The organism is Collinsella sp. LCP19S3_C9 (assembly GCF_052121575.1).
GTDB lineage: Bacteria > Actinomycetota > Coriobacteriia > Coriobacteriales > Coriobacteriaceae > Collinsella.
On sequence record NZ_JBQKDZ010000014.1, the window covers coordinates 24,305 to 49,880 of the forward strand.

Annotated in this window: 24 protein-coding genes and 4 tRNA genes; 21 read left to right on the forward strand and 7 right to left on the reverse strand. The window is 56.6% G+C overall.

From position 1 onward, the window contains the following. Positions 1 to 338: 338 nt before the first annotated feature. Genes ACTQXI_RS07335 through ACTQXI_RS07345 form a run of 3 tightly spaced genes read left to right on the forward strand, consistent with a single transcriptional unit; the run spans position 339 to position 6,207 of the window. Positions 339 to 3,566, forward strand: a complete 3,228-nt coding sequence (locus ACTQXI_RS07335; RefSeq protein WP_441548450.1) for a helicase-related protein — start codon at positions 339 to 341, stop codon at positions 3,564 to 3,566. Then, the gene (locus ACTQXI_RS07340) at positions 3,560 to 4,156 is read left to right on the forward strand and encodes a DUF4391 domain-containing protein (protein ID WP_441545463.1); all 597 of its coding nucleotides are present in this window, start codon (positions 3,560 to 3,562) and stop codon (positions 4,154 to 4,156) included. The genes ACTQXI_RS07335 and ACTQXI_RS07340 overlap by 7 nt, the downstream gene beginning before the upstream one ends. A 5-nt stretch (positions 4,157 to 4,161) precedes the next feature. Next, complete coding sequence (locus ACTQXI_RS07345; protein ID WP_441545462.1) at positions 4,162 to 6,207, forward strand: site-specific DNA-methyltransferase; 2,046 nt, start codon at positions 4,162 to 4,164, stop codon at positions 6,205 to 6,207. Between the two features lie 97 nt (positions 6,208 to 6,304). On the opposite strand, the gene ACTQXI_RS07350 is transcribed toward ACTQXI_RS07345, so the two are convergent. The 5 genes from ACTQXI_RS07350 to ACTQXI_RS07370 form a co-directional block, all read right to left on the reverse strand. Continuing rightward, positions 6,305 to 6,481 carry a hypothetical protein gene (locus ACTQXI_RS07350; RefSeq protein ID WP_441545461.1) on the reverse strand — a complete coding sequence of 59 codons (177 nt, stop codon included), beginning with the start codon at positions 6,479 to 6,481 and terminating at the stop codon, positions 6,305 to 6,307. Further along, entirely contained in the window at positions 6,478 to 6,903 is a 426-nt protein-coding gene (locus tag ACTQXI_RS07355) for a hypothetical protein (protein ID WP_441032131.1), read from the reverse strand. Before ACTQXI_RS07355 ends, ACTQXI_RS07350 begins: the two co-directional genes overlap by 4 nt. Further along, positions 6,903 to 7,586 (reverse strand): DUF4417 domain-containing protein, encoded by a 684-nt coding sequence (locus ACTQXI_RS07360; RefSeq protein WP_441545460.1) that lies wholly within the window; start codon positions 7,584 to 7,586, stop codon positions 6,903 to 6,905. The genes ACTQXI_RS07355 and ACTQXI_RS07360 overlap by 1 nt, the downstream gene beginning before the upstream one ends. Before the next feature lie 140 nt (positions 7,587 to 7,726). Continuing rightward, positions 7,727 to 8,290 carry an ImmA/IrrE family metallo-endopeptidase gene (locus ACTQXI_RS07365; protein ID WP_441548451.1) on the reverse strand — a complete coding sequence of 188 codons (564 nt, stop codon included), beginning with the start codon at positions 8,288 to 8,290 and terminating at the stop codon, positions 7,727 to 7,729. A 13-nt stretch (positions 8,291 to 8,303) separates the two neighbouring features. Further along, positions 8,304 to 8,609 carry a helix-turn-helix domain-containing protein gene (locus ACTQXI_RS07370; RefSeq protein ID WP_441548452.1) on the reverse strand — a complete coding sequence of 102 codons (306 nt, stop codon included), beginning with the start codon at positions 8,607 to 8,609 and terminating at the stop codon, positions 8,304 to 8,306. Between the two features lie 212 nt (positions 8,610 to 8,821). Between ACTQXI_RS07370 and ACTQXI_RS07375 the strand changes: the two genes are divergently transcribed. Both ACTQXI_RS07375 and ACTQXI_RS07380 read left to right on the forward strand, forming a co-directional pair. Continuing rightward, positions 8,822 to 11,971 (forward strand): type III restriction-modification system endonuclease, encoded by a 3,150-nt coding sequence (locus ACTQXI_RS07375; RefSeq protein ID WP_441545458.1) that lies wholly within the window; start codon positions 8,822 to 8,824, stop codon positions 11,969 to 11,971. 37 nt (positions 11,972 to 12,008) lie between these two features. Beyond that, entirely contained in the window at positions 12,009 to 12,593 is a 585-nt protein-coding gene (locus ACTQXI_RS07380; RefSeq protein ID WP_441545457.1) for a hypothetical protein, read from the forward strand. Between the two features lie 114 nt (positions 12,594 to 12,707). Here ACTQXI_RS07380 and ACTQXI_RS07385 read toward each other — a convergent pair whose 3' ends face one another. Both ACTQXI_RS07385 and ACTQXI_RS07390 read right to left on the reverse strand, forming a co-directional pair. Continuing rightward, positions 12,708 to 13,031, reverse strand: a complete 324-nt coding sequence (locus ACTQXI_RS07385; protein ID WP_441548453.1) for a hypothetical protein — start codon at positions 13,029 to 13,031, stop codon at positions 12,708 to 12,710. 254 nt (positions 13,032 to 13,285) lie between these two features. After that, positions 13,286 to 13,441 carry a hypothetical protein gene (locus ACTQXI_RS07390; RefSeq protein WP_441545455.1) on the reverse strand — a complete coding sequence of 52 codons (156 nt, stop codon included), beginning with the start codon at positions 13,439 to 13,441 and terminating at the stop codon, positions 13,286 to 13,288. Between the two features lie 293 nt (positions 13,442 to 13,734). Between ACTQXI_RS07390 and ACTQXI_RS07395 the strand changes: the two genes are divergently transcribed. The 16 genes from ACTQXI_RS07395 to leuB all read left to right on the forward strand — a co-directional run bounded on the left by ACTQXI_RS07395 (position 13,735) and on the right by leuB (position 25,565). After that, positions 13,735 to 14,406 carry a hypothetical protein gene (locus ACTQXI_RS07395; protein ID WP_441545454.1) on the forward strand — a complete coding sequence of 224 codons (672 nt, stop codon included), beginning with the start codon at positions 13,735 to 13,737 and terminating at the stop codon, positions 14,404 to 14,406. An 86-nt stretch (positions 14,407 to 14,492) separates the two neighbouring features. Further along, positions 14,493 to 15,434 carry a hypothetical protein gene (locus ACTQXI_RS07400; protein WP_441548454.1) on the forward strand — a complete coding sequence of 314 codons (942 nt, stop codon included), beginning with the start codon at positions 14,493 to 14,495 and terminating at the stop codon, positions 15,432 to 15,434. Between the two features lie 539 nt (positions 15,435 to 15,973). Further along, a tRNA-Tyr gene (locus ACTQXI_RS07405) sits at positions 15,974 to 16,055 on the forward strand. A gap of 10 nt (positions 16,056 to 16,065) precedes the next feature. Continuing rightward, positions 16,066 to 16,141, forward strand: a tRNA-Thr gene (locus ACTQXI_RS07410). Positions 16,142 to 16,144: 3 nt separating this feature from the next. Next, positions 16,145 to 16,221: transfer RNA gene (locus tag ACTQXI_RS07415), tRNA-Met, on the forward strand. A gap of 96 nt (positions 16,222 to 16,317) precedes the next feature. After that, positions 16,318 to 17,508 (forward strand): elongation factor Tu, encoded by a 1,191-nt coding sequence (gene tuf, locus ACTQXI_RS07420; RefSeq protein WP_154514756.1) that lies wholly within the window; start codon positions 16,318 to 16,320, stop codon positions 17,506 to 17,508. A gap of 278 nt (positions 17,509 to 17,786) precedes the next feature. Continuing rightward, positions 17,787 to 17,936 (forward strand): 50S ribosomal protein L33, encoded by a 150-nt coding sequence (gene rpmG / locus ACTQXI_RS07425; RefSeq protein WP_102372646.1) that lies wholly within the window; start codon positions 17,787 to 17,789, stop codon positions 17,934 to 17,936. A gap of 13 nt (positions 17,937 to 17,949) precedes the next feature. After that, a tRNA-Trp gene (locus tag ACTQXI_RS07430) sits at positions 17,950 to 18,025 on the forward strand. A gap of 76 nt (positions 18,026 to 18,101) precedes the next feature. Beyond that, positions 18,102 to 18,440, forward strand: a complete 339-nt coding sequence (gene secE / locus ACTQXI_RS07435) for a preprotein translocase subunit SecE (RefSeq protein WP_154514754.1) — start codon at positions 18,102 to 18,104, stop codon at positions 18,438 to 18,440. A 3-nt stretch (positions 18,441 to 18,443) separates the two neighbouring features. Continuing rightward, a complete protein-coding gene (gene nusG / locus ACTQXI_RS07440; RefSeq protein WP_427718370.1) occupies positions 18,444 to 18,980 on the forward strand; it encodes a transcription termination/antitermination protein NusG in 537 nt (178 codons plus the stop codon). A 120-nt stretch (positions 18,981 to 19,100) separates the two neighbouring features. After that, complete coding sequence (gene rplK / locus ACTQXI_RS07445) at positions 19,101 to 19,529, forward strand: 50S ribosomal protein L11 (RefSeq protein WP_022093893.1); 429 nt, start codon at positions 19,101 to 19,103, stop codon at positions 19,527 to 19,529. A gap of 116 nt (positions 19,530 to 19,645) precedes the next feature. Further along, positions 19,646 to 20,353 carry a 50S ribosomal protein L1 gene (gene rplA, locus ACTQXI_RS07450; RefSeq protein WP_154514750.1) on the forward strand — a complete coding sequence of 236 codons (708 nt, stop codon included), beginning with the start codon at positions 19,646 to 19,648 and terminating at the stop codon, positions 20,351 to 20,353. A gap of 426 nt (positions 20,354 to 20,779) precedes the next feature. Further along, positions 20,780 to 22,315, forward strand: a complete 1,536-nt coding sequence (locus ACTQXI_RS07455; protein ID WP_441545452.1) for a 2-isopropylmalate synthase — start codon at positions 20,780 to 20,782, stop codon at positions 22,313 to 22,315. Between the two features lie 41 nt (positions 22,316 to 22,356). Beyond that, positions 22,357 to 23,622 carry a 3-isopropylmalate dehydratase large subunit gene (gene leuC, locus ACTQXI_RS07460; RefSeq protein ID WP_441048853.1) on the forward strand — a complete coding sequence of 422 codons (1,266 nt, stop codon included), beginning with the start codon at positions 22,357 to 22,359 and terminating at the stop codon, positions 23,620 to 23,622. 251 nt (positions 23,623 to 23,873) lie between these two features. Then, positions 23,874 to 24,386 (forward strand): 3-isopropylmalate dehydratase small subunit, encoded by a 513-nt coding sequence (locus tag ACTQXI_RS07465; protein ID WP_427727054.1) that lies wholly within the window; start codon positions 23,874 to 23,876, stop codon positions 24,384 to 24,386. A gap of 69 nt (positions 24,387 to 24,455) precedes the next feature. Next, the gene (gene leuB / locus ACTQXI_RS07470) at positions 24,456 to 25,565 is read left to right on the forward strand and encodes a 3-isopropylmalate dehydrogenase (protein WP_441048854.1); all 1,110 of its coding nucleotides are present in this window, start codon (positions 24,456 to 24,458) and stop codon (positions 25,563 to 25,565) included. Positions 25,566 to 25,576 lie beyond the last annotated feature (11 nt).

The following is a 25,576-nucleotide window of genomic DNA, read 5'->3' on the forward strand; positions in this document are numbered from 1 at the left end:
TTCGTCTTGTTTTCCAGTTTGTCTCGAGCTGTAACACTAAGACGGGCATTTTGCTTCTATCTGTTACAGATCGAGATGGAAGGTTGAAGGCTGCCCGTCTGTCTCAATCTGTAACAGATAGAAGCGGAATAACGGTCTAGATGTTACAGATTGAGATGAAAGTCACACGCCATTTCTCGTGCTTGCGTCGTCGCGCTGACCGAATAATTGACATCCCCGCAAGGCGTTTTGCATATCTCGGTTTAGACTAATAGCTTAGGTGCCGATGAGGCTCGACAGCGATGCAAGAAGCGGCGCCGAGCATTTTGTTTCCAGACGCTGCGTCCGAAGGGCGTTTTATGAATCTGAAGAGCTTTGATAACCAAAACGAGCTGCTTAAAGATGGTCTAATTGAAGCAATCAATAACGGAGATCGAATTTCAGTCGCTGCGGCGCTGTTCTCGATTTATGGATATGGCGAGCTCAAAAAACAGCTTGAGGCATGCGATTCCTTCCGGTTTATTTATACGGAACCGACCTTCTTATCCGTCAAAGCCCAGAAGGAGCAGCGTGATTACTATATCCCGCGTATGGGGCGCGAGAGCAGTATTGGCGGCACGGACCTCGAGATTAAGCTCAAGAATGAACTTAGGCAGAAAGCTGTCGCTCGTGAATGCGCCGAGTGGATTAGAAAGAAGGCAGAGTTCCGCTCATACCGAGATGCCAATCGCGCAGCCGGTGGCTATCTCGTCGTCGACGGTACCGAGCCTGCGGCGTTCCAGCCTATCGAGGGCCTGACGACGTCCGCTCTGGGTACAACGCCCAGCAAGCAGCTCACCATGACTATGGGCATCCCGGGGGACATGGCGCGCCAGTACCTGTGTCAGTTCAATGCCGCCTGGGATTCGGGCGAGCTTGAGGACGTTACCCAGGCGGTAATCGACTCCATCTCCACCATGTATCGCGAGAACCCGCCCGAGCTGGTCTACTACGCCGCGCTCTACCGCATCTTTAGCGAGTTCCTCGAGGACGTCTCGGTGGATGACCTCGCAAAAGAGGGGACCGGCTTCAAGGAGAGCAAAGTCTGGAACCTGCTCTACGATTTCCAGCAGGACGCGGCGCTTGCCATCATCAACAAGCTCCAGACCTACAACGGCTGCATCCTCGCAGACAGCGTCGGACTGGGCAAGACGTTCACTGCCCTCGCGGTCATTAAGTACTATGAGCTGCTCAACCGCAACGTGCTCGTGCTCTGCCCCAAGCGCCTCTCGGACAACTGGCTCACCTATAAAAAGAACTACGTCAACAACCCCATCGCCGCCGATCGCCTGCGCTACGACGTGCTCTACCACACTGACCTGTCCCGCGATAAGGGAATGACGGTGGAGGGTAACGACCTCGAGAAGTTTAACTGGGGTGCCTACGACCTCGTCGTCATCGACGAGTCCCATAACTTCCGCAACGGTGCAGACACCTCGTCCAAGGTCGAGGACGAGACGCAGGGCAACCGCTTCGAGAGGCTCCTCAACAAGGTGATCAAGGACGGAGTCGAGACGAAGGTTCTGATGCTTTCGGCAACCCCCGTCAACAACAGGTTCCGCGATCTACACAACCAGCTCAAGCTTGCCTATCAGGGCGATCCCGACGCATGGTCGAAAAAGCTCGGACTCGACAAGCCGGTCGATCAGGTATTCCGCGACGCGCAGGCGGCGTTTCGCGACTGGTCGGAGCTGCCCGCGGCCGATAGGACCACGACGGCGCTGACGGACCGGCTCGACTTCAACTTCTTCCAGATTCTCGACCGCGTTACCGTTGCGCGCTCGCGCAGACATGTGCAGCGCTACTACGATGTATCCGCGATCGGTCCGTTCCCCAAAAGGCTTAAGCCGGTATCGTTGCGGCCGAGTCTGGCCACCTCGGACGAGGCGGGCACCTACTCGCAGATAGCCGACACGCTCGCCTCGCTCACGCTCGCGGTCTACCTGCCCACGGTCTATCTCCATCCCAGCGCGGCGCCCAAGTACGCCGACGAGCACGGTCGTCCTCCCACCAGCGGTCGCGAGCAGGGAATGGTCAAGCTCATGTCCTCCATTCTGCTCAAGCGCCTGGAGAGCTCCGTCTACGCCTTCGAGATCACGCTGGGCAAGATTATCGAGGTCATTAGGCACAATCTAAAGGTTATTGAGGACTATCGCGCCGGCGCGTCCGGCGCGTCGGTCGAGGCCGTCGAGTCCTTTGAGTATGAGGAGGGGGACACCGACTTTACGGTCGGCACCAAGAGCAGGTTCTCGCTCGAGGACATGGACTGGATTAGCTGGGAGCGCGATATGCTCAAGGACCTCGAGGCACTCGAGGACATCCGACAGCTTATCGCTCCTATCGATGCCGAGCATGACGCGAAACTGGCCAAGCTCAGGCGCGTCATCGCGGACAAGATTGAGAACCCCATAAACCCGGGCAACAAGAAGCTGCTGATCTTTACGGCGTTTGCTGACACGGCGGACTACCTCTACAAGAACATCGGCGCCTACGTCGAGGAGCGCTATGGGCTCGAGGTCGCTGAGGTCGCTGGCGGCTCGCAGAGCGCCCGCTGCTCGGTCGAGGGCGTTCGCAACGACATGAACGAGGTCATTACCTGCTTCAGCCCGGTATCGAAGGACCGCGACGTTGCGTATCCGAGACTCAAGGGCAAGGACATCGACGTGCTCATCGCGACCGACTGTATTTCCGAAGGCCAGAACCTGCAGGACTGCGACTGCGTCATCAACTACGACATCCACTGGAACCCGGTGCGCATCGTGCAGCGCTTTGGCCGCGTCGACCGTATTGGCTCCAAGAACGCCTGCATCCAGCTCATCAACTTCTGGCCCGATGTTGAGCTCGACGAGTACATCAACCTCAAGGCACGCGTCGAGAACAAGATGCATGCGCTGGTGATGGCATCGACGGGTGATGACGACTATATCAACGAGGACGAGAAGGGCGACTTGGAGTATCGCCGCCAGCAGCTTGAGCGCATGAAGGACGAGGTCGTCGATCTGGAGGATGCCCAGGGCGGCATTTCCATCACCGACCTTGGCCTCAACGACTTCCGTATGGACTTGGTCGAGTACCGGAAGGAGCATCCCGAGATCGAAAACGTCCCATACGGCATCGAGGCAGTCGCTGCCGGCGAAGAGCCGGGCACGATATTTGTGCTGCGCAACGCGAATGGCAACATCGACAGACTCTCCGGCAACCCCATCCATCCCTTCTACCTGGTGTACGTTGGCGAGGACGGGTCGATCCTGCATGGCTATGCCACGCCCAAGGACATCTTGGACGAGATGAGGCGAATCTGTCGAGGCGTCCAGGAGCCGGTTGAAGACCTGTGCCGCGCTTACAACGCTCAGACCGACGACGGGCGTGACATGGCTGCCCAGACGGACCTACTGGCAAGTGCGATCGGCTCCATCGTCGAGGGCAAAAGCGAGTCCGATATCGACAGCTTCTTCAGCGGCGGGACGACGGGCTTTTTGGAGAACGACATCGAGGGCATCGACGACTTTGAGCTCGTGTGCTTCTTGGTGGTGAAAAAACCATGCTAGGACTTCCGGCCACGACCGAGGTGGGAAGGCGTCTGCCCAAAGAGGCCTTCTACCGTCATATGGACGTTGATGCTGCCACCCGGCGTGACCTTACGGGTGGCGTGGCGTCAATTATCGTCGCGAACTCCATCAAGCCGGCTACGACCAATATCGCCGACGGCAAAGCGGTACACGAGATTCTCGTGCTGAGGATCGATCCCAAAGGGGAACGGGTGCCCGAGCGCGCCGTGCGCCTGGTGAGCAACGCGACGCCCAACAAGGCCGTGATTGTCGACGGCGGATCCGGCGATATCGCGATTTGCGAGGAGGGTCGCCTGCTGGAGACGCGGGATATCAAGCGTCTTGCCTTGAACGGTTTCAATCTCGACATGGTATGGGATTCCATGCTCGCCCAAGTCGCGTTGGGAGAATTCGATGGTCACGACGTCTGGGCGAGAATCGATCGCCGTGAGAAAATAGACGGGTTGCGTGCGGAGGTCTCCGCGCTCGACACCAAGGCCCGCATGGAACGACAGATTGTCCGAAAGAACGAGCTATTTTTACAGATGAAAAAGAAGCAAGCCGAGCTTAGGCGGCTTGAGGAGGAGTAGCAACGATGGAGAAGATCAGCCGGGAGACCCCCGACCTCACGCAGGAGAACATCGCCAAGATCGCCGCGCTCTTCCCTGACGTAGTGACCGAGGCGGCGGACGCCGACGGCAACGTCAGGCTCGCCATCGACTTCGATGCCCTGCGCGACGACCTCTCCGGGGAGGTCGTGGACGGCCCGCGCGAGCGCTACCAGTTCACCTGGCCCGGCAAGCGCGAGGCCAAGCTCGAGGCGCGCCGCCCCACCAAGAAGACTATGCGCCCCTGCCCCGAGAAGTCCAAGGACTGGGAGAGCACCGAGAACCTCTACATCGAGGGCGACAACCTCGAGGCCCTCAAGATCATGCGCGAGACCTACGCCGGCAAAGTTAAGCTGATCTATATCGATCCACCTTACAACACGGGTAGTGACTTCGTGTACGACGATGACTTCTCCAAGGCGCGGGCGGAATACGACGCCCAGAACGGCGACTACAACGAGGAGGGTGGCCGCCTTGTAGCCAACCCCGAGTCCAACGGCCGCTTCCACTCCGACTGGTGCTCGATGATGTATCCGAGGCTCATGCTGGCTAGGGATATGTTGAGCGACGACGGTGCAATCTTTATTAGCATTGACGATAACGAGTCCAAGAACCTTCGCGCCATCTGCGGCGAGGTGTTTGGTGCTTCTTGCTTTGTTGGAGATATTGCCTGGCAGAAGACCTATTCGCCGAGAAACGATTCGAAGGGGATTCCATCTGAGGTTGAGCATATCCTGGCGTACTCGAAGAGCCCCGAGTGGATACCGGGCAGACTGCCAAGAACTGCCGAGATGGATGGCCGCTACTCGAGTCCGGATGGCGACCCGCGCCCCTGGAAGGCGGGGGACGCGTCGGCACCCGGTGCCGCTACACACCAAGGTATGGTATATGCCATTCAGCATCCACTCACAGGCGAGCTACTGTACCCGCCGAACGGTCGATGTCGACCGTTCGGCGGGTACAGCATGCTCAGCTTGATGAGTGAATGGGCTGATTATGAATGGGTTGATATTCATGATGAAGAGCGCCGAGCGCAGATATGTAATCTGCCTGCTAACGAAGTACGTCGGGATGTTAAAGCCCTCATGCTAAAGAATCCTGATGAGACAACATACGCACGATCCAGAGCACGATATGAAGAGGGCAGCTGGCCCGTCTTGTACTTTACAAGTGGTGGTAATGGGGGCATGGCCTGTAAGCGCTATCTTGACGAGATGGATGGGAAGATGCCCACCAACCTATGGTCCTACTCCGAGGTTGGTCATACCGACGAGGCAAAGAAGCAGCTCAAATCTCTCTTCGACGGCTCCGCACCTTTCGACACCCCAAAGCCCGTTCGCCTGGTCGATCGCATCCTAACCATCGCCAGCGACAAGGACTCCATTGTCCTGGACTTCTTCTCTGGGTCTGCCACCACAGCAGAAGCCGCTATGCGCAAGAATGCCGAGGACGGTGGCAATAGGCGCTTTGTCCTCGTTCAACTGCCCGAAGAGACTCCTGGCGGCTGGGACAATCTGTGCAACGTCGGTGAGGAGCGTATTCGCCGAGCTGGCGAGAAGATTAAGACCGAAATCGACAAGGCCAACGAGCAGCTCGAACTCGGCGCCGAGCCCAAGCCCGTGCCCGATATCGGTTTCCGCGTGCTGCGTGTAGATGACTCCTGCCTCAAAGATGAGTTCGCTGCACCGGACCAGTACGACCAGACTCAGCTCGACCTCTTCGCCGACAATGCCGCCGAAGGCGCTGCGCCGCTTGGCCTGCTCTTTCAGGTCCTGCCCGCATTCCGCATCGAGTACTCCGCCAAAATCGCTGAGCGCGAAATCGGCGGCAAGGCGTGCTTCGACGTCAACGATGGCCAGCTTATCGCCTGCTTTGACGAGGATGTCGATACCGTGGCGTTGGAGGCAATCGCCAAAGAGCGTCCGCTCTACGCGGTCTTCCGCGACGCATGCTTCTCCAACGACGCCGCCGTGGCAAACCTCGAAGAGCTCTTCAAAACCTTCAGTCCCGACACCATCCGTAAGGTGATCTAAAGTGCATCGGGCCGCCGCTGGTTGAGTGACGGCCCGATTTAATGACGGGTATCAACTCGTTGAATGTAACTTTGAGCCATGGCGGCTCAAACAAGACCTAGTCGCCCGTTTCGCTTGCGGGGTCCACAACTTCGAAATCTTCCGGCGGATACAGGTAATCCTCTCCGCTGTCGTCGACAATGCGATACCAGTCCTTTTCTACGGATAGGACCGTGTAGACCTTACCGTTGGTAAGCTCGAGGAATGAAGTTTCGCCCAGGTATTTTACTTTCACGACAACCACCTCTTAATCTTGAATTTGACCTTCGGTTGGCCAGAGGCTTCGAACCAATGAACTTCGGCTTCTCTGCTCTGCCCGTTGTAATCAACGACGCCGATTCCTTTGACGTGCTTCCAATCGCGAGGGCGCCCTCCAATTTGTTGACTCAGGCCTAAAGCAACTTTTGGGTTGAGTTTGTTTCTTACACCTTTGCCGGCAAACACCTCTACATTGCGTATGGTTGTGCCCTCTAGAAATCTAAAGATCCGACCAGTGTGGGGGTCTTTAATGTCGTAGTTTAAGGCTTTAGCGCTTAGGCTGCGACCGATTTGAATGTTGACCTCGGGAAGCGTCTCGGGTTCAAATCCAGCCAGCGGCAATTTGCCTGATCCCCAGGTCGCGCCAAAGTCTAAGCCTCGTCCATATCCCCCGCCCATTATGCCGCCTCCGTCTGATGGGCTAGCGCAGTTTGCGTTGGATAGCTTTTAACGTTGACCCCTGCGTCCAATGCGGAATCAAAGATGTCGTCTGGCGCTGTTCCATAGACGATGATGTTTTTGGGGCGGAGGCGAGAGACAGACTCATCGACATATGCCTTGAAGACTGCCCTGTCATCTGCGGTGTTTAATGCGCCGATCGTACCCATGGCTATGGTTGCTTCGGTCGGAATGCCGTCAAAGGCGTATATATAGCTACGCCTGTCGGTTGGCCTTATGTTCGGTATGCATGCTCCGCCACAACGCTCATAGAGGCTTCCGAGCAGCCTTCCCCTGAAGCAATTCCAGTATTGCAGGGCAAACGGCATGTTTCTGTACATGCTGAAGTCCCAGGAAACGATTCCTGGATGTTCGAGGAGCCGATCCATGTATTTAAAGGGGTTGTTCCAGAAAGGACGGAGCTTGACGTCGTACTCATATGGAACCACCCATGCGGAAGGGTCGTCGCGCTTGCGAGATTTTGAATCAGAAAAGCGAACGACTCGTTCGGGTATTTGATCGGTCCCGTTAATTACGGGCATTTCGAAATCTCCGGTGTAGGTTACGCCAGAATAGTATCTGGTATGAAAAGTGTCATAGTTACTTAAGCTGCCCATGGCAACCTCATTTCTATCGATATTCAACTTGTTTTTTTTGGCTTGCGCTGAATTCGACAGGAATATAGGCATAACGGAAACAATGAAGCCTATACTAAACGCAGCAACGCGAGTCCTTGTCGACTCCAGATCGGCTGCTTCTGTTGGCGCAGGAGCAGCCGTTTTATCTAAGCACGCCCAATAAGACCGCCTCCTCTCCATACGGCGTTACTAACAAGCCACTGCTCATGGGGTTCCCAGAATGAATTTTCCTTGCGACGGTTATTTGCTTGGTCTATGGCAAAACTGGCGCATTTGCCGCTGACGCCAAAACGTTCTGTAACGGCAGCGCCTTTTGGCAACGTTAGTATTAATGGGTGTGGGACCAGTAGGTATCCAGCAAAATAGTCCGCCTCTGCTTCCTTAAAGGGGTTTTCTTCGCTGTGCCCTAAAAAAATATGAGCCAGCTCGTGGGCGCCCGAAAAGCGTGACCTGTTGTAGGTTGAGCCACTTACATCGTTGACAGCAAGAGTGGCCGAATTATATTCGGCGTCGGCAATGGTGAAGGCATCGCTCGATACGGCAAATGCCGCATTTCGCATATGAGGGTCGAGGGAAGAGTAGGGAACGATCTTAACCCCTAGCGCTTCCGCAGCTGCTCCTACGCTTATCGGGTATTTCGCAAGATCGTAATCTTGCAGCATCTCGATAACGGCTCGTTCGATTTCTTTCTGGTGCTGGCGTTCGAGCAATGAATTCCTCCTATTAACGCTTGGCTAAGGCGGCGATTAATTCGGCCCTTTGTTCCTCGCTGAGGCTGTGCGCATTGCGCGCTATCAGACGAATTGCATCATCGGTCTCTTTTTGATTGTTGTTTCCTGTGATTGCTTCGGGTGCAACATTGAGTGCTCTTGCGATGGCGGCAATTGTAATGGGTCGCGGCTCTCGTGCTCCGCTGACGTATCTGCTAATAGCTGCTGGGGTAAGTCCGGTTTTCGCGGCAAGCTCCTTCTGGCTCATTCCCTTATCTGCCAAAAGTGCGCCCAGCCTCCTTCCAACTAAAGATGCCATACGTGCTCCTCTCACATAGTAGATGGTAACAGTTACCATCTACTGGTAACTGTAGCTATGCCCATATTAACCTGTCAAGCCTCTTTTTGCTGCACAGTCAATTTATAACGGCCAAAATCGGATTAAAATGCCAGGTAATGAAGTATTTTGCGCTGGAACTATTCGAGCGATAATCATTGTCACTTTGATGGAAACAGCAATGGAGTGCTCAGATGCAGTTCAAGTTCAAAATTCAGCCGTATCAGACTGAGGCTGCGCGCGCGGTGACCGATGTCTTTGCCGGCCAGCCCAATTCTGGCGCCTCGCTCTATCTGCGTGATCTCGGTCGCGCGGTGGGCGGCGACGGCACTGAAGTGCTGCCGGGTCTTGAGACACAGGTTCAGGCATCCGAGGGCTACGCGAATGCCCCGATTGCCCTTGGCTCCGCTACGCTGCTCGAGAACATTCACAAGGTGCAGCGCCGCAATCGCATCGTCGAGTCTTCGTCGCTTGCTGCTGGCCCCGCCCCGGTAAACCTTGACGTGGAGATGGAGACGGGCACGGGCAAGACTTACGTTTACACCAAGACCATGCTCGAGCTCAACCGTCTCTATGGCTGGACCAAGTTCATCATCGTGGTGCCGTCCGTCGCCATCCGCGAGGGCGTCTACAAATCGCTCAAGAATACCGAGCAGCACTTTTTTGAGCAGTACGGCAAGGCCATCCGCTACTTTGTCTACAACAGCAGCCGTCTGGGCGATATCGACCGCTTCTCGGCGAGTTCCGATATCAACGTCATGGTCATCAACATGCAGGCGTTCAACACGTCCATGAAGGAGGGCGGACGCTCCAAGGAGGCCCGCATCATGTACTCCGAGCGCGACGAGTTCGCGAGCCGTCGCCCCATCGATGTGATCGCCGCCAACAACCCCATCGTCATCCTGGACGAGCCGCAGAAGATGGGCGGCAGGGCCACCCAGGCGGGCATCGCCCGCTTCCGCCCCATCGCGTGCCTCAACTATTCGGCGACGCATCGCGACCGCCACGACGCCGTCTATGTGCTGGACGCACTCGACGCATTCAACCAGCGCCTGGTCAAGCGCATCGAGGTCAAGGGTTTCGAGCTCAAGAACATGCGCGGTACCGACGGTTACCTATACCTTCAGGATATCAAGATCTCCAAGAACAAGCCGCCTCAGGCCGTTATCGAGTTCAAGAGACTCAACGCCTCTGGCTCTATCTCCAAGCGTGCACAGGGTTTCTACGAGCAGGACGACATCTATCCCGCGTCCGGCGAGCTCGAGGCGTACCGCGACGGGTTCACCGTGTCCGAGATCGTCCCGGACAGCGATGCCCAGCTGGGCTACGTCAAGTTCCTCAACGGCATCGAGCTTTGCCGCGGCGACGTCTACGGCGACTCCTCCGATCGCGATATGCGCCGCGTTCAGATCCGCGAGACTATCAAGAGCCATCTGGAAAAGGAAGAGGCACTGTTTGCGCGCGGCATCAAGTGCCTGTCGCTCTTCTTTATCGATGAGGTCGCCAAGTACCGCGTCTATGATGACGACGGCGAGGAAGACCTGGGCGAGTACGGCCGAATCTTTGAGGAGGAGTACGTACGCGCCATTGATGAGTACGGTCGCGGGCAACAGAACCTCGACGCCTCGCTCGATGCGGGTCTCGGGGAGGTGCGCCGCCGCTACCTGGAATGGCTGGGCGGCATCGACGTCCATGCAACGCACAAGGGATACTTCTCCATCGACAAGAAAGGGCATTCGGTTAACTCCAAGCTCAAGCGCAACAGCGATGAGTCCGATGATGAGAGCGCCTACGATCTCATCCTCAAGGACAAGGAGCGCCTGCTGTCGTTCGACGAGCCCACGCGCTTCATCTTTAGCCACTCCGCCCTGCGCGAGGGCTGGGACAACCCCAATGTGTTCCAGATCTGCACGCTCAAGCATTCCGACTCCGAGACCGGTAAGCGCCAGGAGGTGGGCCGCGGCCTGCGCCTGTGCGTGAACCGGGAGGGCGAGCGACAGGACCTGGAGGCGCTGGGCGAGCAGGAGGTGCAGCGCGTCAACACGCTTACCGTCATCGCCAGCGAGAGCTACAGCGACTTCACGAAGTCCCTGCAGAAGGACATCAACGATGCCCTTCGCGAGCGTCCCAAGGCGGTCACGGAGGAGTTCCTCAAGGGCTTTGCCGTTCAGGCGGACGAGGAGAAGACCTATGCGCTCACGCAGGAAGACGCGCACGATGTCTACTTCGCGCTCGTACAGCACGGCCTCATCGACCGCGAGGGCGTGCCCACGCAAAAGTTCAAGGAATCGGGGCTCACATCCGTTACCGATGACGACTTGCCCGAGCATCTCTATGCCTATCGCAAGGATATCGAAGCGCTGGTGAAGAGCGTCTACGACGAGCATGCGCTCGACGACTACATCCGTAACGGCAACGACCCCAAGGTTCGCGAAAACCCGCTCAACGCCAACTTCGCGCGTGCCGAGTTCCAAGAACTTTGGAACAAGATCAACTCCAAGCACTCCTACACCGTTGATTTTGACGACGATGAGCTGCGGGCTAAGGCAATCGACCGAATTAACCGCGAACTGTTTGTGGCCAAGGCATCTTATGTTATGACGACCGCCGCGCAACGCTCGACTCAGACGCGGGAGAACCTTGAGCGCGGCGAGTCATTCGGCGATGCCACGAGGCGCGACTACGAGGTGGGCGAGGACGCCTCGGGCGTGACGTACGACCTGCTGGGCGAAGTCGCTACCGAGGCACGCATTACGCGCAGGAGCGCGGCGGCGATCCTGAAGGGCATCGCCCCCGTCAAGTTCCGCATGTTCCGCGATAACCCCGAGGAGTTTATCGCCAAGGTCTCCCGTTGCATCCTGGCCGAGAAGGCGACGATGGTGGTGGACCACATCACGTACCATAAACTCGACGAGCGGTACGATTCCACCATCTTCGCCGAGCGCATGCCCGAGAACGTTGGCCGGGCGCTGGAGACGAGCCGCTGCATCCAGGACTACGTGTTTTGGGATTCCGAGGGCGAGCGCGATTTCGCACGAGACCTCGATTCTGCTGAGGGTAAGGTTGCGGTTTACGCCAAGCTGCCGAGGTCCTTTAAGATCCCGACGCCGGTGGGCAACTATGCGCCTGACTGGGCCATCGCCTTCGAGAAGGGGAGCGTGCGCCACGTGTTCTTCGTCGCGGAGACCAAGGGTAGCATGGACAGTCTCACGCTGCGCGACATCGAGCGCGGCAAGATCGCCTGCGCGCGCAAGCTTTTCAATGAGTTCTCGGACGAGGACGTGCGTTATGACGTGGTGCACAGCTACGAGGATTTGCTGACCGTGATCCAGGGGACGGAGTAATCCCTGATTCCTGTTGCCTTCCGATTGGGACGTTGAGATGCCGACAGTTATCGATATCGATCAATTTCCGTCGATGGGGGAACGACGTTACGCGGTGGCGTGGTTGGATTCTCCGATGCCGCATTATGGGAAGCTTGTCTTGGTGGGCAATTACGTTCTCGAGACCGAGCTCTTCCATTTTCGATTTTCTGACCCGGATGACATCTTGAAGCGTCCCTTTATCGGTCTCGGTTGGGATAAGGTTGATATTCCGCCTGATGAACTTTTTGCCGAGGACGTTATCCCTGTTCCCATCAAACGGCCGAGCGGGCGACGTGACATTTCGAGCCTTTCCGGCATGTTCGAGCCACAGGTCGAAAGCATTCTCGGTAGAGAGCGATATGAGGAAGACGATGGAGAGCGGCATGAAACGTATTCTCAGATTATCCGCTCGATGACTCCGGCCCGGGCAAAAATCTGGCAGGCAGAATCTGAGATGCGGCTAAATACGCGTTTCGGTTGCCGTCTCAGCAAGGAGGATTTCGAGGCCATTTTCGAGATTCGAGGGTTGGAGCCAAACGAATGGACCGGCAAGTTCGTTGAAGATCTGCTTCCGATCAAATCAAAATGGCGTCGCTGGTGAATCCCGTCTTCCAATTATTGGGAGACTTGCATTGCGGTTTGGGGCGTTGCTATGAAGTCCGAATCGAACCGCACGTACATGAATTGAAGCGTATGGTTCGATTCCAGTGCACAGCTATTTTCGATTACCCGCCGTTAGCTTAAAAGCTTTCAGGTACAAGATGCCGCCGATAACGTACATGCAGGCATCAAGCGGATCTGGGGTACTAAACTCGAGCACCATGGGCGCAAGTACTTCCCAGCAGATTGAGCATCCCACCGATAATGCCAAGCTACTTGCAAAGTTGCATATCAGCGTTTTCCCGCTCACCGTTTCGCAGAGGACGTTTACGTAGGCGGGAAAAATGATTCCTCCGCACAGATCTCCGAGCTGATAATGGGCGAAGTCGTAGGGGAGGAAAAAGTCGAAGCTCGCAATGTATCTGTTAACGAGATACACGATGCCGGCAAGCAGCGGCAGAAGATTTGCGCTGGAAATAAGTGCAGATCTGAATCGTTTAGCCACAGACCGCAAACATAGTCAGGCCAAGGCAAATGCCCAAAGCAATGATGATGATCTGGCTGCAGCCGTTACCCGAAGGGACCATGACACTCTCTTTCTCGATACATTAGTAAATTAAAGTATGCCACAGGAGGCAGCGTATTTGTTGAGCAACAACCTGTGGCCGCCGGCACGCTTTCGGTTTGTATCGCCTAAAACGTCAGTCGAATGACCGGGTGCTCGCCGTGATAACTCTTGACAATAGCGCTGGCGTTATCGACAGCCACGAGATTCCTGAGTCTATTGGGGAATCCGCCCGCAATGAGGGCAAATACGACGGCGATGGCAAGGGCACAGTACGTGACCAAGCGTGCCTTCTTGCGAAATTCCCCAAGCTGATCGACCTTATCTCAGTAAAACATTCTGGTGATGATTAGTTGCTTGTGGAGTGTCGCACATGCGGAGGTAGAGGGTGGGGCGTCTCGGCGACGTTGCGTATGGGTGCACCTGCAACGGTATGTGATTCCGCCCAGTTAACCCTCCAGCCCACAATAACCAAGCACTGCTTGGTCGTTTGATATGGCCCCACAAAAGAGAATGGGATCAACAAGGTCAGCGAAACGGAATCGTTGGCATCAGGTCTACGGAAAGGAAAAAGACCATGATTTACCCTCTTTGCGACATTGCCGGCAGGGACAGGGCAACAGATAGGCCGATCGTCAGTACTTGTGTCATGGATATGCAGATGCAGCTACTACGCTACTTTCGCGATTATGGCTTGGATAACGATCCGGATTGGCGCGAGTCCCTCGATGCCATCCTCGAGTCTCAACGAGAAGACGGTTGTTTTCCTCTGAGCAGCTATTGCCATATGCCCAGTGATGCACGTGTCGATTTTCTCTATCGACCTACGTACGCTTGCTGCCAGATCATGATGCGAGCCCTATTGGGTGGAAAGCTATCGGACGAGCAGGAGCAACGCGTCAAAACTGCCCTGTCTCGCGGCCTTGCTTTTTCCTGCGGGCGTGGTCTTAATGGTCACGGTATCGAAGATCTTGAGCGCCAGTGCGAGGATGTTGCCGATTTTGGCCATGCGGGGATTACGGAAATAGCCGAGCGTTATCCCATGCTGTGCCCCGAGTTTTTCTCTCTCATTAACAAAATTGGAGACGAATACGTTGAGCGAATCGCCAACGGGGATGTGATTTACTACTTTGGATCAAATCTTGCACAGAAGATTTTGACGGCGGCAGAGTCCCTGGGCCGGACTAATCTGTCGCTCGACAAAATCCAGCGCTATCTTGAGGTGGACTCGAAGAGAAAAAATCGATAGGTTAAAGATTAGAAAGGCGGGCGCCGCCAATGCTGCTTGGACAGTTCATAAAAAGAAACATGCCAGATGCGGCCGAGCTCAACGATATGATTTCCCGTCCAGGCGAGGGATATGCTATTAGCCAGATGGCGGTAGCGCCCGTCGATACGGGGAGCTTGCGTATGCGCATCAAAGCATATGCAAATGGACCCGATGGTCCATATTTGGAGGGACGCCTTGCTCTCTACCATCAGGTGCACGAGCTTTTTGCGCTGCTTGCGGCCGAGCCGCCCAACAAAGGCATGAAGGGCTACGAGCTCAAGGATTCCTTTATTGGCGGTGAAGAGGCAGACCTGATTATGCTCACCGTTTCCCACGAAGAGCGCTCGCAGGAAGACATCGCCTATAACGTTTTGCTGTGTAGCAAGAACGCGGTGGGGGAGCGCCGTGCCAGGATTCGCGATGGCGTGCGTATCGGCGGCATGTGCGTAGCCGAGGAGTTTGGGTATCGCGGCGAATTCAGGTCCTCGGTGCACCCGCTGGCGCTGCCGCTCAATTTGAGCGAGGTCTATGTGCTTATGGACGCGCTGGCTGCCTATGAGCGCGGATGCAGCCGGTTTGATCCCCATGGTAGGACGGCTCGGCGTATTGCAGGCATGATCAAGCGCGAGCTGAGCGGTTACGCTAAGGAGAAACTTGGTTCGCGTTTGGAGGGGATGGGCTTTGCTCAACTGGAGGAGGTCGACCCCATGTTTGTTCCTGATATTCCAGGGGATAAAGTGCCTGAGGGCAGATCTTCGCAGGTTGCCAATTGGCTCTTATATGAAAAGGCTGGTCGCTGGGCGCGTGTGTGTCTCGCGGGTGGCGGGAGCGTGCAAGGGATTATCTTGCCGCGAGCTGAGCTTGGCCGCTTCTTTGCGAGTCGTCCACAAGCGGCGAGGGATGGTGCGGCCCAAGCGGATTCACGACCCAAGTGTGTCGTCTGGCGAAGCGATGATGACTACGACGTTATCGATTGGGCAGATGTCGTGGATGTAAGGCGAGAATAGATAAATGTCTCGATCTGTAACACGAAGGGGCGGAAAACCGTTCTAACTGTTACAGAATGAGACGTAAGCTAGGGTCTCTGCGAAACATCTCGATCTGTAACAACTAGGGAAGGAAAACCGTTCTTGCTGTTACAGATTTAGATAAACGGGAGACCGCCAGGGAAACATCTCGATCTGTAACAGATAGGGGAGAAAATGTTCTCTAAATGTTACAGATCGAGACAAAGGCCGGACTGGTCCCAGTCATCCTGGTTGAGCGAGGATATTCGGTCGCACGAGGATCGGTATCGAAAGTCGATACCGCAAGGGTACTCCACCACACCAAAGTGTTCCCTCGGGAAATGTCGCCAGCGCAGCCAAATCCGCCGTCCTTCATATCTAAATTCAGCAAAACCGCAGGTCAAAGGTATATAGATACGCCCGGTACCGTGTATTTAGAGGTTTTCGTTGACAGCCCCCAAGGTTGCATCGTATTATCTTTTTCGTTCGCGGGGGCGGAGGCCCAAAAGACCAAAGAACCTGCGGATACTTGAACGATTGGGAGTTTGCCCGAGTGGTTAATGGGGACGGGCTGTAAACCCGTTGGCTCTGCCTACATAGGTTCGAATCCTATAGCTCCCACCCGTCAAGTGCCTGTATAGCTCAGTCGGTAGAGCACTTCGTTGGTAACGAAGAGGTCACCAGTTCAAGTCTGGTTGCAGGCTCCATCCGGCGGTGTAGCTCAGTTGGTTAGAGCACACGGTTCATACCCGTGGCGTCACTGGTTCGAATCCAGTCACCGCTACCATAGGTAACACGGTGGCTTCTCAATAGTATGTTGAGAGGCCACTATGGTATAAAGGCAAAGTCCCGTCCGGGGACGACCTGTTTAGAGGAGGGCTTTATGGCCAAAGAGAAGTTTGAGCGCACTAAGCCGCATGTTAACATCGGCACCATTGGTCACGTCGACCACGGCAAGACCACGCTGACCGCTGCCATCACCAAGGTTCTCTCCGAGACCGAGGGCTGCAAGGCTGACTTCACTGCGTTCGAGAACATCGACAAGGCTCCCGAGGAGCGCGAGCGCGGCATTACGATCTCCGTCTCCCACGTCGAGTACGAGACTGCTGCCCGTCACTACGCTCACGTTGACTGCCCGGGCCACGCTGACTACGTCAAGAACATGATCTCCGGTGCTGCTCAGATGGACGGCGCTATCCTGGTCATCGCCGCTACCGACGGCCCCATGGCTCAGACCCGCGAGCACATCCTGCTCGCCCGTCAGGTCGGCGTTCCCTACATCGTCGTCTTCCTGAACAAGTGCGACATGGTTGACGATGACGAGCTCATCGACCTCGTCGAGATGGAGACCCGTGAGCTCCTTTCCGAGTACGAATTCCCCGGCGACGACATCCCCGTCATCCGTGGTTCCGCTCTGGGCGCTCTCGAGGGCGACGCCAAGTGGATGGACGCCATTCGCGAGCTCATGTCTGCCGTCGACGAGTACATCCCGACGCCTGCTCGTGACAACGACCTCCCGTTCCTGATGGCCGTTGAGGACGTTATGACCATCTCCGGCCGTGGTACCGTTGCTACCGGCCGTGTCGAGCGCGGTGAGCTCAAGCTCAACGAGCCTGTCGAGATCGTCGGCATCAAGGATACCCAGAACACCGTCGTTACCGGTATCGAGATGTTCCGTAAGTCCATGGACTTCTGCGAGGCTGGCGACAACGTCGGTCTGCTGCTCCGCGGCATCAAGCGCGAGGACATCGAGCGCGGCCAGGTTCTCTGCAAGCCCGGTTCGGTTACCCCGCACACCAAGTTCACCGGTGAGATCTACGTTCTGACCAAGGAGGAGGGCGGCCGTCACACCCCGTTCTTCGATGGTTATCGTCCTCAGTTCTACTTCCGTACCACCGACGTTACCGGTACGGTCAAGCTCCCCGAGGGCACCGAGATGGCTATGCCTGGTGACCACATCACCATCGAGGGCGACCTCATTCACCCGATCGCTATGGAGGAGGGCCTGCGCTTCGCTATCCGCGAGGGTGGCCACACCGTCGGTTCGGGCATCGTCTCCACGATCATTGAGTAAATTAGCTCTCTGATACAGCTGACTTAGAGAACCCGGCACTTATATGGGTGCCGGGTTCTTTTCTACGTGGGTCTTTTTGCCTGATGATTACGCTTAGCTCGCTCTTAAGTTGAGCGTGAGGAATCGATTAGATCTCGTTGGCTCCATTGATGTGTTCCAAATATGAATGGATCTACCGAGAACCAATTGATTCGAGGTTTTCGTTGACAGCACTTACGTAGAGCTGATAAAGTACCAACTCGTGCCCGTACGGGGCGGATATGAAAGGTTCAGGATACATGCGTACTCTAGTTACTCTTGCGTGCACTGAGTGCAAGCGCCGCAACTATACGACCACTAAGAACAAGGCGAACATGCCTGATCGTATGGAGATCAAGAAGTATTGCCCCTGGTGCCGTCACCACACGCTGCACAAAGAGACTCGCTAGTCTCTAGTCACATACGCCAGTAGTTCAATTGGTAGAGCATCGGTCTCCAAAACCGAGTGTTGAGGGTTCGAGTCCTTCCTGGCGTGCCAGTCATTATTCCGTAAGCTCCCATTTGGGGGCTTACGGTTTACTCATGTATAAGCGCATTGCGCGGAGGTAACCCAAATGGCCAACAAGAAGAACAAGAAGAAGGCACAGCAGCAGGCGCCTGCCAACAAAGCTGCCGCCAACTCCAAGGTTGAGGCCAAGAAGGCCGTTGCCAAGAAGAGCGAGAAGGCTGCGAAGTCCAAGAAGAACGAGAAGCCCGGTTTCTTCGCCCGCACCAAGAAGTATTTTGCTTCGGTGAAGTCCGAGATGAAGCGTGTCACGTGGCCCGATAAGAAGGAGCTCGTGAACTACTCGGTCGTCGTTTGCGCTTCTCTGATCGTCGTCGGCGTCGTCATCGCTCTGCTCGATGCTGGCTTTGGCGAGGCTCTTGCTCTGTTCTCTGGATTGAGGGGCTAAACCATGTCTAAGCGTTGGTACGTCGTCCACACTTACTCTGGATACGAGAACCGCGTTAAGTCCGATCTCGAGCATCGCATCGAGACCATGGGCATGCAGGATCGTATCTTTGATATTGAGATTCCTATGGAGCGCGTCACCGAGATCAAAGAGGGTGGCAAGCGCGAGACCAAGGATTCTAAGATTTTCCCGGGTTATGTCCTGGTTCGCATGGAGATGGATGACGATGCATGGACGTGTGTTCGCAACACGCCCGGCGTCACCGGTTTCCTGGGCGGCAACGGCAAGCCCGCTCCGCTTTCCCGCGACGAGTACAATAAGATGACTCGTCGTCCCGGTAAGGGCGATTCGCCCAAGCGTACGTCGGTTGATATTGAGGTTGGTACGTCCGTCCGCGTCACCGATGGCCCGCTTACCGACTTTGATGGCAAGGTCTCCGAGGTTAACGCCGAGGCAGGCAAGCTCAAGGTCACGCTGATGATCTTTGGCCGCGAGACGCCGGTCGAGCTTGACTTTAACCAGGTCGCTGTCATCGCTTAAGTTTTCGTCCGTTCGCGCGAGCGTGCTTCTTCTGTGACTGCTCATCTCAGGAGTGCTTCTAACACGTGCGTGCTTACGATATAGCAAGTACTTCACACTCGTGATTCGAAAGGAATGACCATGGCTGAGAAGAAGGTTGCCAACGTCATTAAGCTCCAGATTCCTGCTGGTGCCGCTAACCCCGCTCCTCCCGTCGGCCCCGCCCTGGGCGCTGCTGGCGTGAACATCATGCAGTTCTGCCAGGCCTTTAACGCCGAGACGCAGGACAAGAAGGGCGACATTATCCCCGTTGAGATCTCTGTCTACGAGGATAAGTCCTTCTCCTTCATCACCAAGACTCCGCCGGCGGCTCACCTCATCAAGAAGGAGCTGAACCTCAAGTCTGGTTCCGCTAAGCCCCAGGCCGACAAGGTTGGCCAGCTCTCTCAGGAGCAGCTCACTAAGATCGCCGAGATCAAGATGCCGGACCTCAATGCCAACGACATTGACGCCGCCAAGAAGATCATCGCCGGTACCGCCCGCTCCATGGGCGTCACCATCGCTGAGTAGCGTTTTTCTAGGTAACGACGGGTGCTCCGACCGGGGCGCCCGTTAAATGTGTGCAATAGGGCACACGATACGATGTGGGAGGGCTCACGCCCGTTTAACCACAGGAGGTAATGCACATGGCTAAGCATGGTAAGAGCTATAACGCCGCTGCCGAGAAGGTCGACCGCGCCACGCTCTACACCCCCCTTCAGGCTGCCAAGCTCATCAAGGAGCTCGACACCGCCAAGTTCGACGAGACCGTCGAGGCCCACTTCCGTCTGGGCATCGATACTCGTAAGGCTGACCAGAACATCCGTGGTTCCATCTCCCTGCCCCACGGCACCGGCAAGACCGTTCGTGTTGCCGTCTTCGCCGAGGGCGAGAAGGCCCGTGAGGCCGAGGCTGCCGGCGCCGACATCATCGGTTCCGACGAGCTCGTCGCCCAGATCCAGAAGGGCGAGATCAACTTCGACGCCGCTATCGCTACGCCGAACATGATGGCCAAGGTTGGCCGCATCGGTAAGATCCTTGGTCCCCGTGGCCTCATGCCGAACCCCAAGCTCGGCACCGTGACCATGGACGTCGCCAAGATGGTCTCCGAGCTCAAGGCCGGCCGCGTTGAGTATCGCGCCGACCGTTATGGCATCTGCCACGTGCCCCTGGGCAAGAAGTCCTTCTCTGAGCAGCAGCTCGTTGAGAACTACGCTGCCCTGTACACCGAGATCCTGCGCGTCAAGCCCTCTTCTGCTAAGGGCAAGTACGTCAAGTCCATCTCTGTGTCTTCCACCATGGGCCCTGGCGTCAAGGTCGATCCCGCTGTCCAGCGTGACTTCCTGGCTGAGTAACTTCTAGTTACTGCCTGAGCAAAGCAAGCATTGCTAAAGGAACCCGGTTCTGTCTCGTGCAGGACCGGGCTCCTTGCTATTACGGGCCAAAACCAACACGAAGGAGATAGGCGCCTTTGTGGTGGTTTTGGTTCAAAATTCCCGTTGCGCGTCGTTTTGCCTGTGTTACACTTTAGCCTAGTGTAGTGAATACCCGAGGCTGAAAGGAGCCAGACATGTTCTATAACAAACAGCAGCTCCTAGGCCTAGCGCTACTAGATTGGATAGCGCGCTAGGGTTGTAATTTCGCTATAACGATTAGTTGTACCCGGGTGCGCTATCTTCCGCCGCTTTTGGGCGTGATGGGCGACACGGGTATTATTCTATCTTGAGGCACTCCATCTCTCCTGAAAGCCATCTGTATCTTTAGCCTGTCAGGAGGAAATCATGAGCCGCAAAATCGCAATCTTTGACACAACGCTTCGTGACGGGGAGCAGTCTCCCGGCGCCAGCATGAATACCGAGGAAAAGCTCGTTATTGCACGCCAGCTGGTACGTATGAATGTCGACGTGATCGAGGCGGGATTTCCTATTTCGAGCCCCGGTGATTATCGTTCCGTACAGGAGATTGGCAAGATCGCGGGTGACCGGTGCACGGTATGCGGTCTCACCCGTGCGGTCGACAGGGATATCGAAGTGGCCGCAGAAGCCCTCAAGACGGCTCAGAGGCCCCGTATCCACACCGGTCTGGGTGTGAGTCCCAGCCATTTGCGCGACAAGCTCCATATGACCGAAGACGAGGCTATCGAGCGTGCCGTTCACGCTGTAAAGCACGCTCGTAAGTTTGTCGACGATGTCGAGTTTTATGCCGAGGATGCGGGCCGCTCCGATCAGGAGTTCCTGGTCCGCATTATCGAGGCAGCGATCAAGGCCGGCGCTACGGTCGTGAATATTCCGGACACCACGGGCTATAACATGCCTTGGGAGTTTGGCGCCCGTATTCGCGATCTGCGCGAGCGCGTGGCCGGCATCGAGGACGTTACGATTTCGGTCCACACGCATAACGATCTGGGCATGGCCACAGCCCTTGCACTCGAGGCGGTCCGCAATGGCGCGACGCAGATCGAGTGCACCATCAACGGCTTGGGCGAGCGCGCGGGCAACACGGCGCTCGAGGAGGTCGTCATGGCCATGAGGATGCACGAGCAGGATCTGGATGCACATACCGATATCGTAACGACCGAGCTCACGCGCGCATCTAAGCTCGTCAGTTCAATTACTGGTATCAACGTGCAGCCCAACAAGTCCATTGTGGGCGCTAATGCGTTTGCCCACAGCTCGGGCATTCACCAGGATGGCGTGCTCAAGGCGCGTGACACCTACGAGATTATCGATCCCAAGGACGTGGGTGCAGCGGGATCCGAGATTATCCTTTCGGCACGTTCGGGCCATGCGGCGCTGCGCCATCGTCTCGCTGAGCTGGGTTATACGTTTGGCGATGAGGAATTCGAGTCGATCTATCAGCGCTTCTTGGAGATTGCAGATCAAAAGAAGGAAGTCTTTGACGAGGACCTGGAGTCGATGATTCAGGAGCGCCAGCGCGAGGTCAAGGCGATCTACACCCTCGACGCGCTTCAAGTTTCCTGCGGCGACCCGCTTATTCCTACGGCCACGGCAACCATCACGGACGAGGACGGCGCGACACGGGTGGTTTGCTCGACGGGTACTGGTCCGGTTGATGCGGCCTACAAGGCGGTCGACAAGGCCATCTCTGCCCATGGCGAGCTGACGGAGTTCAACGTTAAAGCCATCACGCGTGGCATCGACGCCATCGGTGAGGTGACGGTGCGCATCACCGCCGAGGATGGAAAGATTTACACCGGCCGCGGCGCGGATACCGACATTATCGTGAGCTCGGCCAAGGCTTACATCAACGCTATTAACCGCATGATTCAGACCAACCGTTCCAAGGCGGGCAAGTAACGATATTCGGCAGGGCAAAGCCCGCTTGAGAGGGGAATCACATGGCACGTCCCATGACCGTAGCAGAGAAGATTTTGGCGGCACACGCCGGGCTCGAAGAGGTAAAGCCGGGCCAGCTGGTCGAATGCGACCTGGACATTGTGCTCGCCAACGATATTACCGCACCTATCGCGATCGATGTCTTTCGCGAGCTGGGTGCCACCGAGGTGTTCGATCGCGACCGCATTTGCCTGGTGCCCGATCACTATGCGCCCAACAAGGACATCAAGAGCGCCGAGCAGACCAAAAAGATGCGAGATTTTGCGCACGAGCAGCATGTGACGCACTATTACGAGCAAGGCTGCGCGGGCATTGAGCATGCCCTGCTGCCCGAGCGCGGCGTGGTGGTGCCGGGCGATCTGATTATCGGTGCCGACTCGCATACCTGCACGTATGGCGCCTTGGGTGCGTTTTCGACCGGTGTGGGCTCAACAGACGCCGGCGTGGGCATTGCCACGGGGCACGCATGGTTTAAGGTGCCGCCGACGATTCGCTTTGAGATTAATGGCGAGCTTGAGGACGGCGCCACTGCCAAGGACATCATCTTGCACATTATCGGCATGATCGGCGTGGACGGTGCCCTGTACCAGGCCATGGAGTTTGCCGGCAGCACCATCGAGGGCCTGTCGATGGAAGGTCGCATGACAATTTCGAACATGGCGATCGAAGCGGGCGGCAAGGCGGGCATTATCGAGGTCGATGATGTTGCCCGCGCCTGGCTCAAGGGGCGCTGCGAACGTGATTACGTTGAGTATCACGCCGATCCAGACGCCGAGTATGCCCAGGTTATTGCCATTGACGCGGCCGACATTAAGCCGTGTGTATCGTGGCCGCATCTGCCCAGCAACACCCATCCGGTGAGCGAGAGCCGTCACATCATGATCGACCAGGCGGTAATCGGCTCGTGCACCAACGGACGTATCGAGGATATGCGTGCTGCGGCCGAAGTCATGCGCGGCCATAAGGTTGCCGACGGGGTGCGTTGCATCGTGATTCCGGCGACCCAGGCGGTCTTCCGCCAGTGCATGAAGGAGGGATTGACCGACATTTTCCTAGATGCCAACTGTGTGTTCTCCACGCCCACGTGCGGTCCGTGCCTGGGCGGCTACATGGGCATCTTGGCGGCGGGGGAGCGTTGCGTTTCTACGACCAACCGCAACTTTGTCGGCCGTATGGGCGACCCCACGTCCGAGGTCTATCTGGCCTCGCCGGCCGTGGCGGCTGCTTCTGCCGTGGCGGGGCACATATGCTTGCCGTCTGACCTGTAGGGGCTACGGGGTCCTTCGACCTTTGCTCGCTACTGCGGACAGTCCTGGCACTTTTTTGTTCGCCGAAGGCGAACGCTAACTTTCCATTAGCTTTTTTGTAGCCGAAACGCGAACGAGGGATTTGATATTTGCTTGCGTCGAGTTCCGCACGAGCCGGAGAGCACTTAATGTGCTCTCCGTGCGAGCAGGACTGTCCGAGTAAGTAAGTAAATATCAAATCCCCCGCATTCCATGTTTGAACGGAGAATGATATGAACTTTGAAGGTTCGGTTTTTCGATATGGTCGTGACGTTGATACTGATGTGATTATTCCTGCTCGGTATCTGAACTCGTCCGACCATGCGCACTTGGCGGCGCATGCTATGGAGGATATTGATCCCGCGTTTGCCTCTGCCGTGAGGCCCGGTGACATCATTGTGGCTGAGGAGAACTTTGGTTGCGGTTCTTCGCGTGAGCATGCCCCGGTTGCCATTAAGGCTGCAGGGGTGTCGTGTGTTATTGCCAAGAGCTTCGCACGCATCTTCTATCGCAATGCCATTAACGTGGGCCTGCCCATTATGGAGTGCCCCGAAGCTGTCGATGCGATTTGTGCCGGCGATACCGTGAAGGTCGATACCGATGCGGGTGTCATCACCAACGAGCGTACTGGCGAGACTTTTACAGCTGAGCCGTTCCCGCCATTTATTGCCGAGATTATCGAGGCCGGCGGTTTGGTTGCGCGCACGCGTGCCAAGATTGTCGCGGCAAAGGCTCAGGAGGCGTAAGCGATTATGACGGTCAAGCTGGATAATCCGTTTGCAAACGGGCCGAGTAGCGAGAGCTGGAGCTGCAACGTGAAGAAGACCTATAAGATCTGCTGTCTTCCTGGTGACGGCATTGGGCCCGAGGTCATTGCCGAGGGTAAGAAGGTGCTGGCTGCCGTGGGCAAGCGCGCTGGCGTAGAGTTTGCCTTTGAGGATCACCTGATTGGTGGCGCGGCGATCGATGCGTGCGGCAATCCGCTGCCCGATGAAACCCTTGCGGCGGCAAAGGCGTCGGACGCCGTGCTGTTGGCATCCGTCGGTGGCCCAAAGTGGGATTCGACCGATCCGGCGGTCCCGCGCCCCGAGCAAGGCTTGCTGCGTATCCGCAAAGAACTCGGCCTCTATACCAACCTTCGCCCTGTAAAAATCTACGACGCACTTGCCAGCGCATCGACGCTTCGTCCCGAAGTCATCAAGGGCGTTGACATGGTACTCGTCCGCGAACTTACCGGTGGCATTTACTTTGGCAAGCACGAGCGCTTTTATGACGAGGGCGGTGCGGGCACCGACGGTGTGGCTGGCCAGCGCGCGGTTGACGTAATGGAGTACCGCGAGTACGAAGTTGAGCGCATCGCCCGCCAGGCGTTCGAGGCAGCTCGCAAGCGCCGCGGCAAGGTGACAAGCGTGGACAAGCGCAATGTATTGGAGACGAGCCGCATGTGGCGTGAGGTCGTGCATCGCGTGCATGACGAGGAGTATCCAGATGTAGAGCTTGAGGACCTGCTCGTCGACAACGCCGCCATGCAGCTCATTAACCGACCGGCCGACTTTGACGTCGTAGTTACGGAGAACATGTTCGGCGACATTCTCTCCGACGAGGCGGCGCAGATTACCGGATCGCTCGGCATGCTTGCCTCGGCTTCGCTGGGCGATGGTGTGTCGCTGTTTGAGCCGAGCGCCGGCAGCGCGCCCGACATCGCGGGGCTCGGTATCGCTAACCCGCTCGCGCAGATCCTGTCGGCGGCAATGCTGCTCACGTACGCGCTCGACATGGGTGAGCAGGCTGCTTGGATCGAAAATGCCGTGGCACGTGTGCTTGACGAAGGCTGGCGTACCCGCGACATTGCCGATGCCAGTACCCCTGCCGATAAGATCCTCGGCACGACCCAGATGGGCGATAAGGTCATCGCCGCGCTGTAGCGTCGAGATGT

Bases quoted from the DNA above. Each gene is read 5' to 3' on its own strand.
- ACTQXI_RS07380 (WP_441545457.1), top strand. From the start codon at position 12,009: ATGCCGACAGTTATCGATATCGATCAATTTCCGTCGATGGGGGAACGA.
- ACTQXI_RS07335 (WP_441548450.1), top strand. From the start codon at position 339: ATGAATCTGAAGAGCTTTGATAACCAAAACGAGCTGCTTAAAGATGGT.
- leuC (WP_441048853.1), top strand. From the start codon at position 22,357: ATGGCACGTCCCATGACCGTAGCAGAGAAGATTTTGGCGGCACACGCC.
- rpmG (WP_102372646.1), top strand. From the start codon at position 17,787: ATGCGTACTCTAGTTACTCTTGCGTGCACTGAGTGCAAGCGCCGCAAC.
- ACTQXI_RS07345 (WP_441545462.1), top strand. From the start codon at position 4,162: ATGGAGAAGATCAGCCGGGAGACCCCCGACCTCACGCAGGAGAACATC.
- nusG (WP_427718370.1), top strand. From the start codon at position 18,444: ATGTCTAAGCGTTGGTACGTCGTCCACACTTACTCTGGATACGAGAAC.
- rplA (WP_154514750.1), top strand. From the start codon at position 19,646: ATGGCTAAGCATGGTAAGAGCTATAACGCCGCTGCCGAGAAGGTCGAC.
- ACTQXI_RS07395 (WP_441545454.1), top strand. From the start codon at position 13,735: ATGATTTACCCTCTTTGCGACATTGCCGGCAGGGACAGGGCAACAGAT.
- ACTQXI_RS07370 (WP_441548452.1), bottom strand. From the start codon at position 8,609: ATGGCATCTTTAGTTGGAAGGAGGCTGGGCGCACTTTTGGCAGATAAG.
- ACTQXI_RS07375 (WP_441545458.1), top strand. From the start codon at position 8,822: ATGCAGTTCAAGTTCAAAATTCAGCCGTATCAGACTGAGGCTGCGCGC.
- secE (WP_154514754.1), top strand. From the start codon at position 18,102: ATGGCCAACAAGAAGAACAAGAAGAAGGCACAGCAGCAGGCGCCTGCC.
- ACTQXI_RS07355 (WP_441032131.1), bottom strand. From the start codon at position 6,903: ATGGGCGGGGGATATGGACGAGGCTTAGACTTTGGCGCGACCTGGGGA.
- ACTQXI_RS07340 (WP_441545463.1), top strand. From the start codon at position 3,560: ATGCTAGGACTTCCGGCCACGACCGAGGTGGGAAGGCGTCTGCCCAAA.
- tuf (WP_154514756.1), top strand. From the start codon at position 16,318: ATGGCCAAAGAGAAGTTTGAGCGCACTAAGCCGCATGTTAACATCGGC.
- ACTQXI_RS07400 (WP_441548454.1), top strand. From the start codon at position 14,493: ATGATTTCCCGTCCAGGCGAGGGATATGCTATTAGCCAGATGGCGGTA.
- rplK (WP_022093893.1), top strand. From the start codon at position 19,101: ATGGCTGAGAAGAAGGTTGCCAACGTCATTAAGCTCCAGATTCCTGCT.
- ACTQXI_RS07465 (WP_427727054.1), top strand. From the start codon at position 23,874: ATGAACTTTGAAGGTTCGGTTTTTCGATATGGTCGTGACGTTGATACT.
- ACTQXI_RS07455 (WP_441545452.1), top strand. From the start codon at position 20,780: ATGAGCCGCAAAATCGCAATCTTTGACACAACGCTTCGTGACGGGGAG.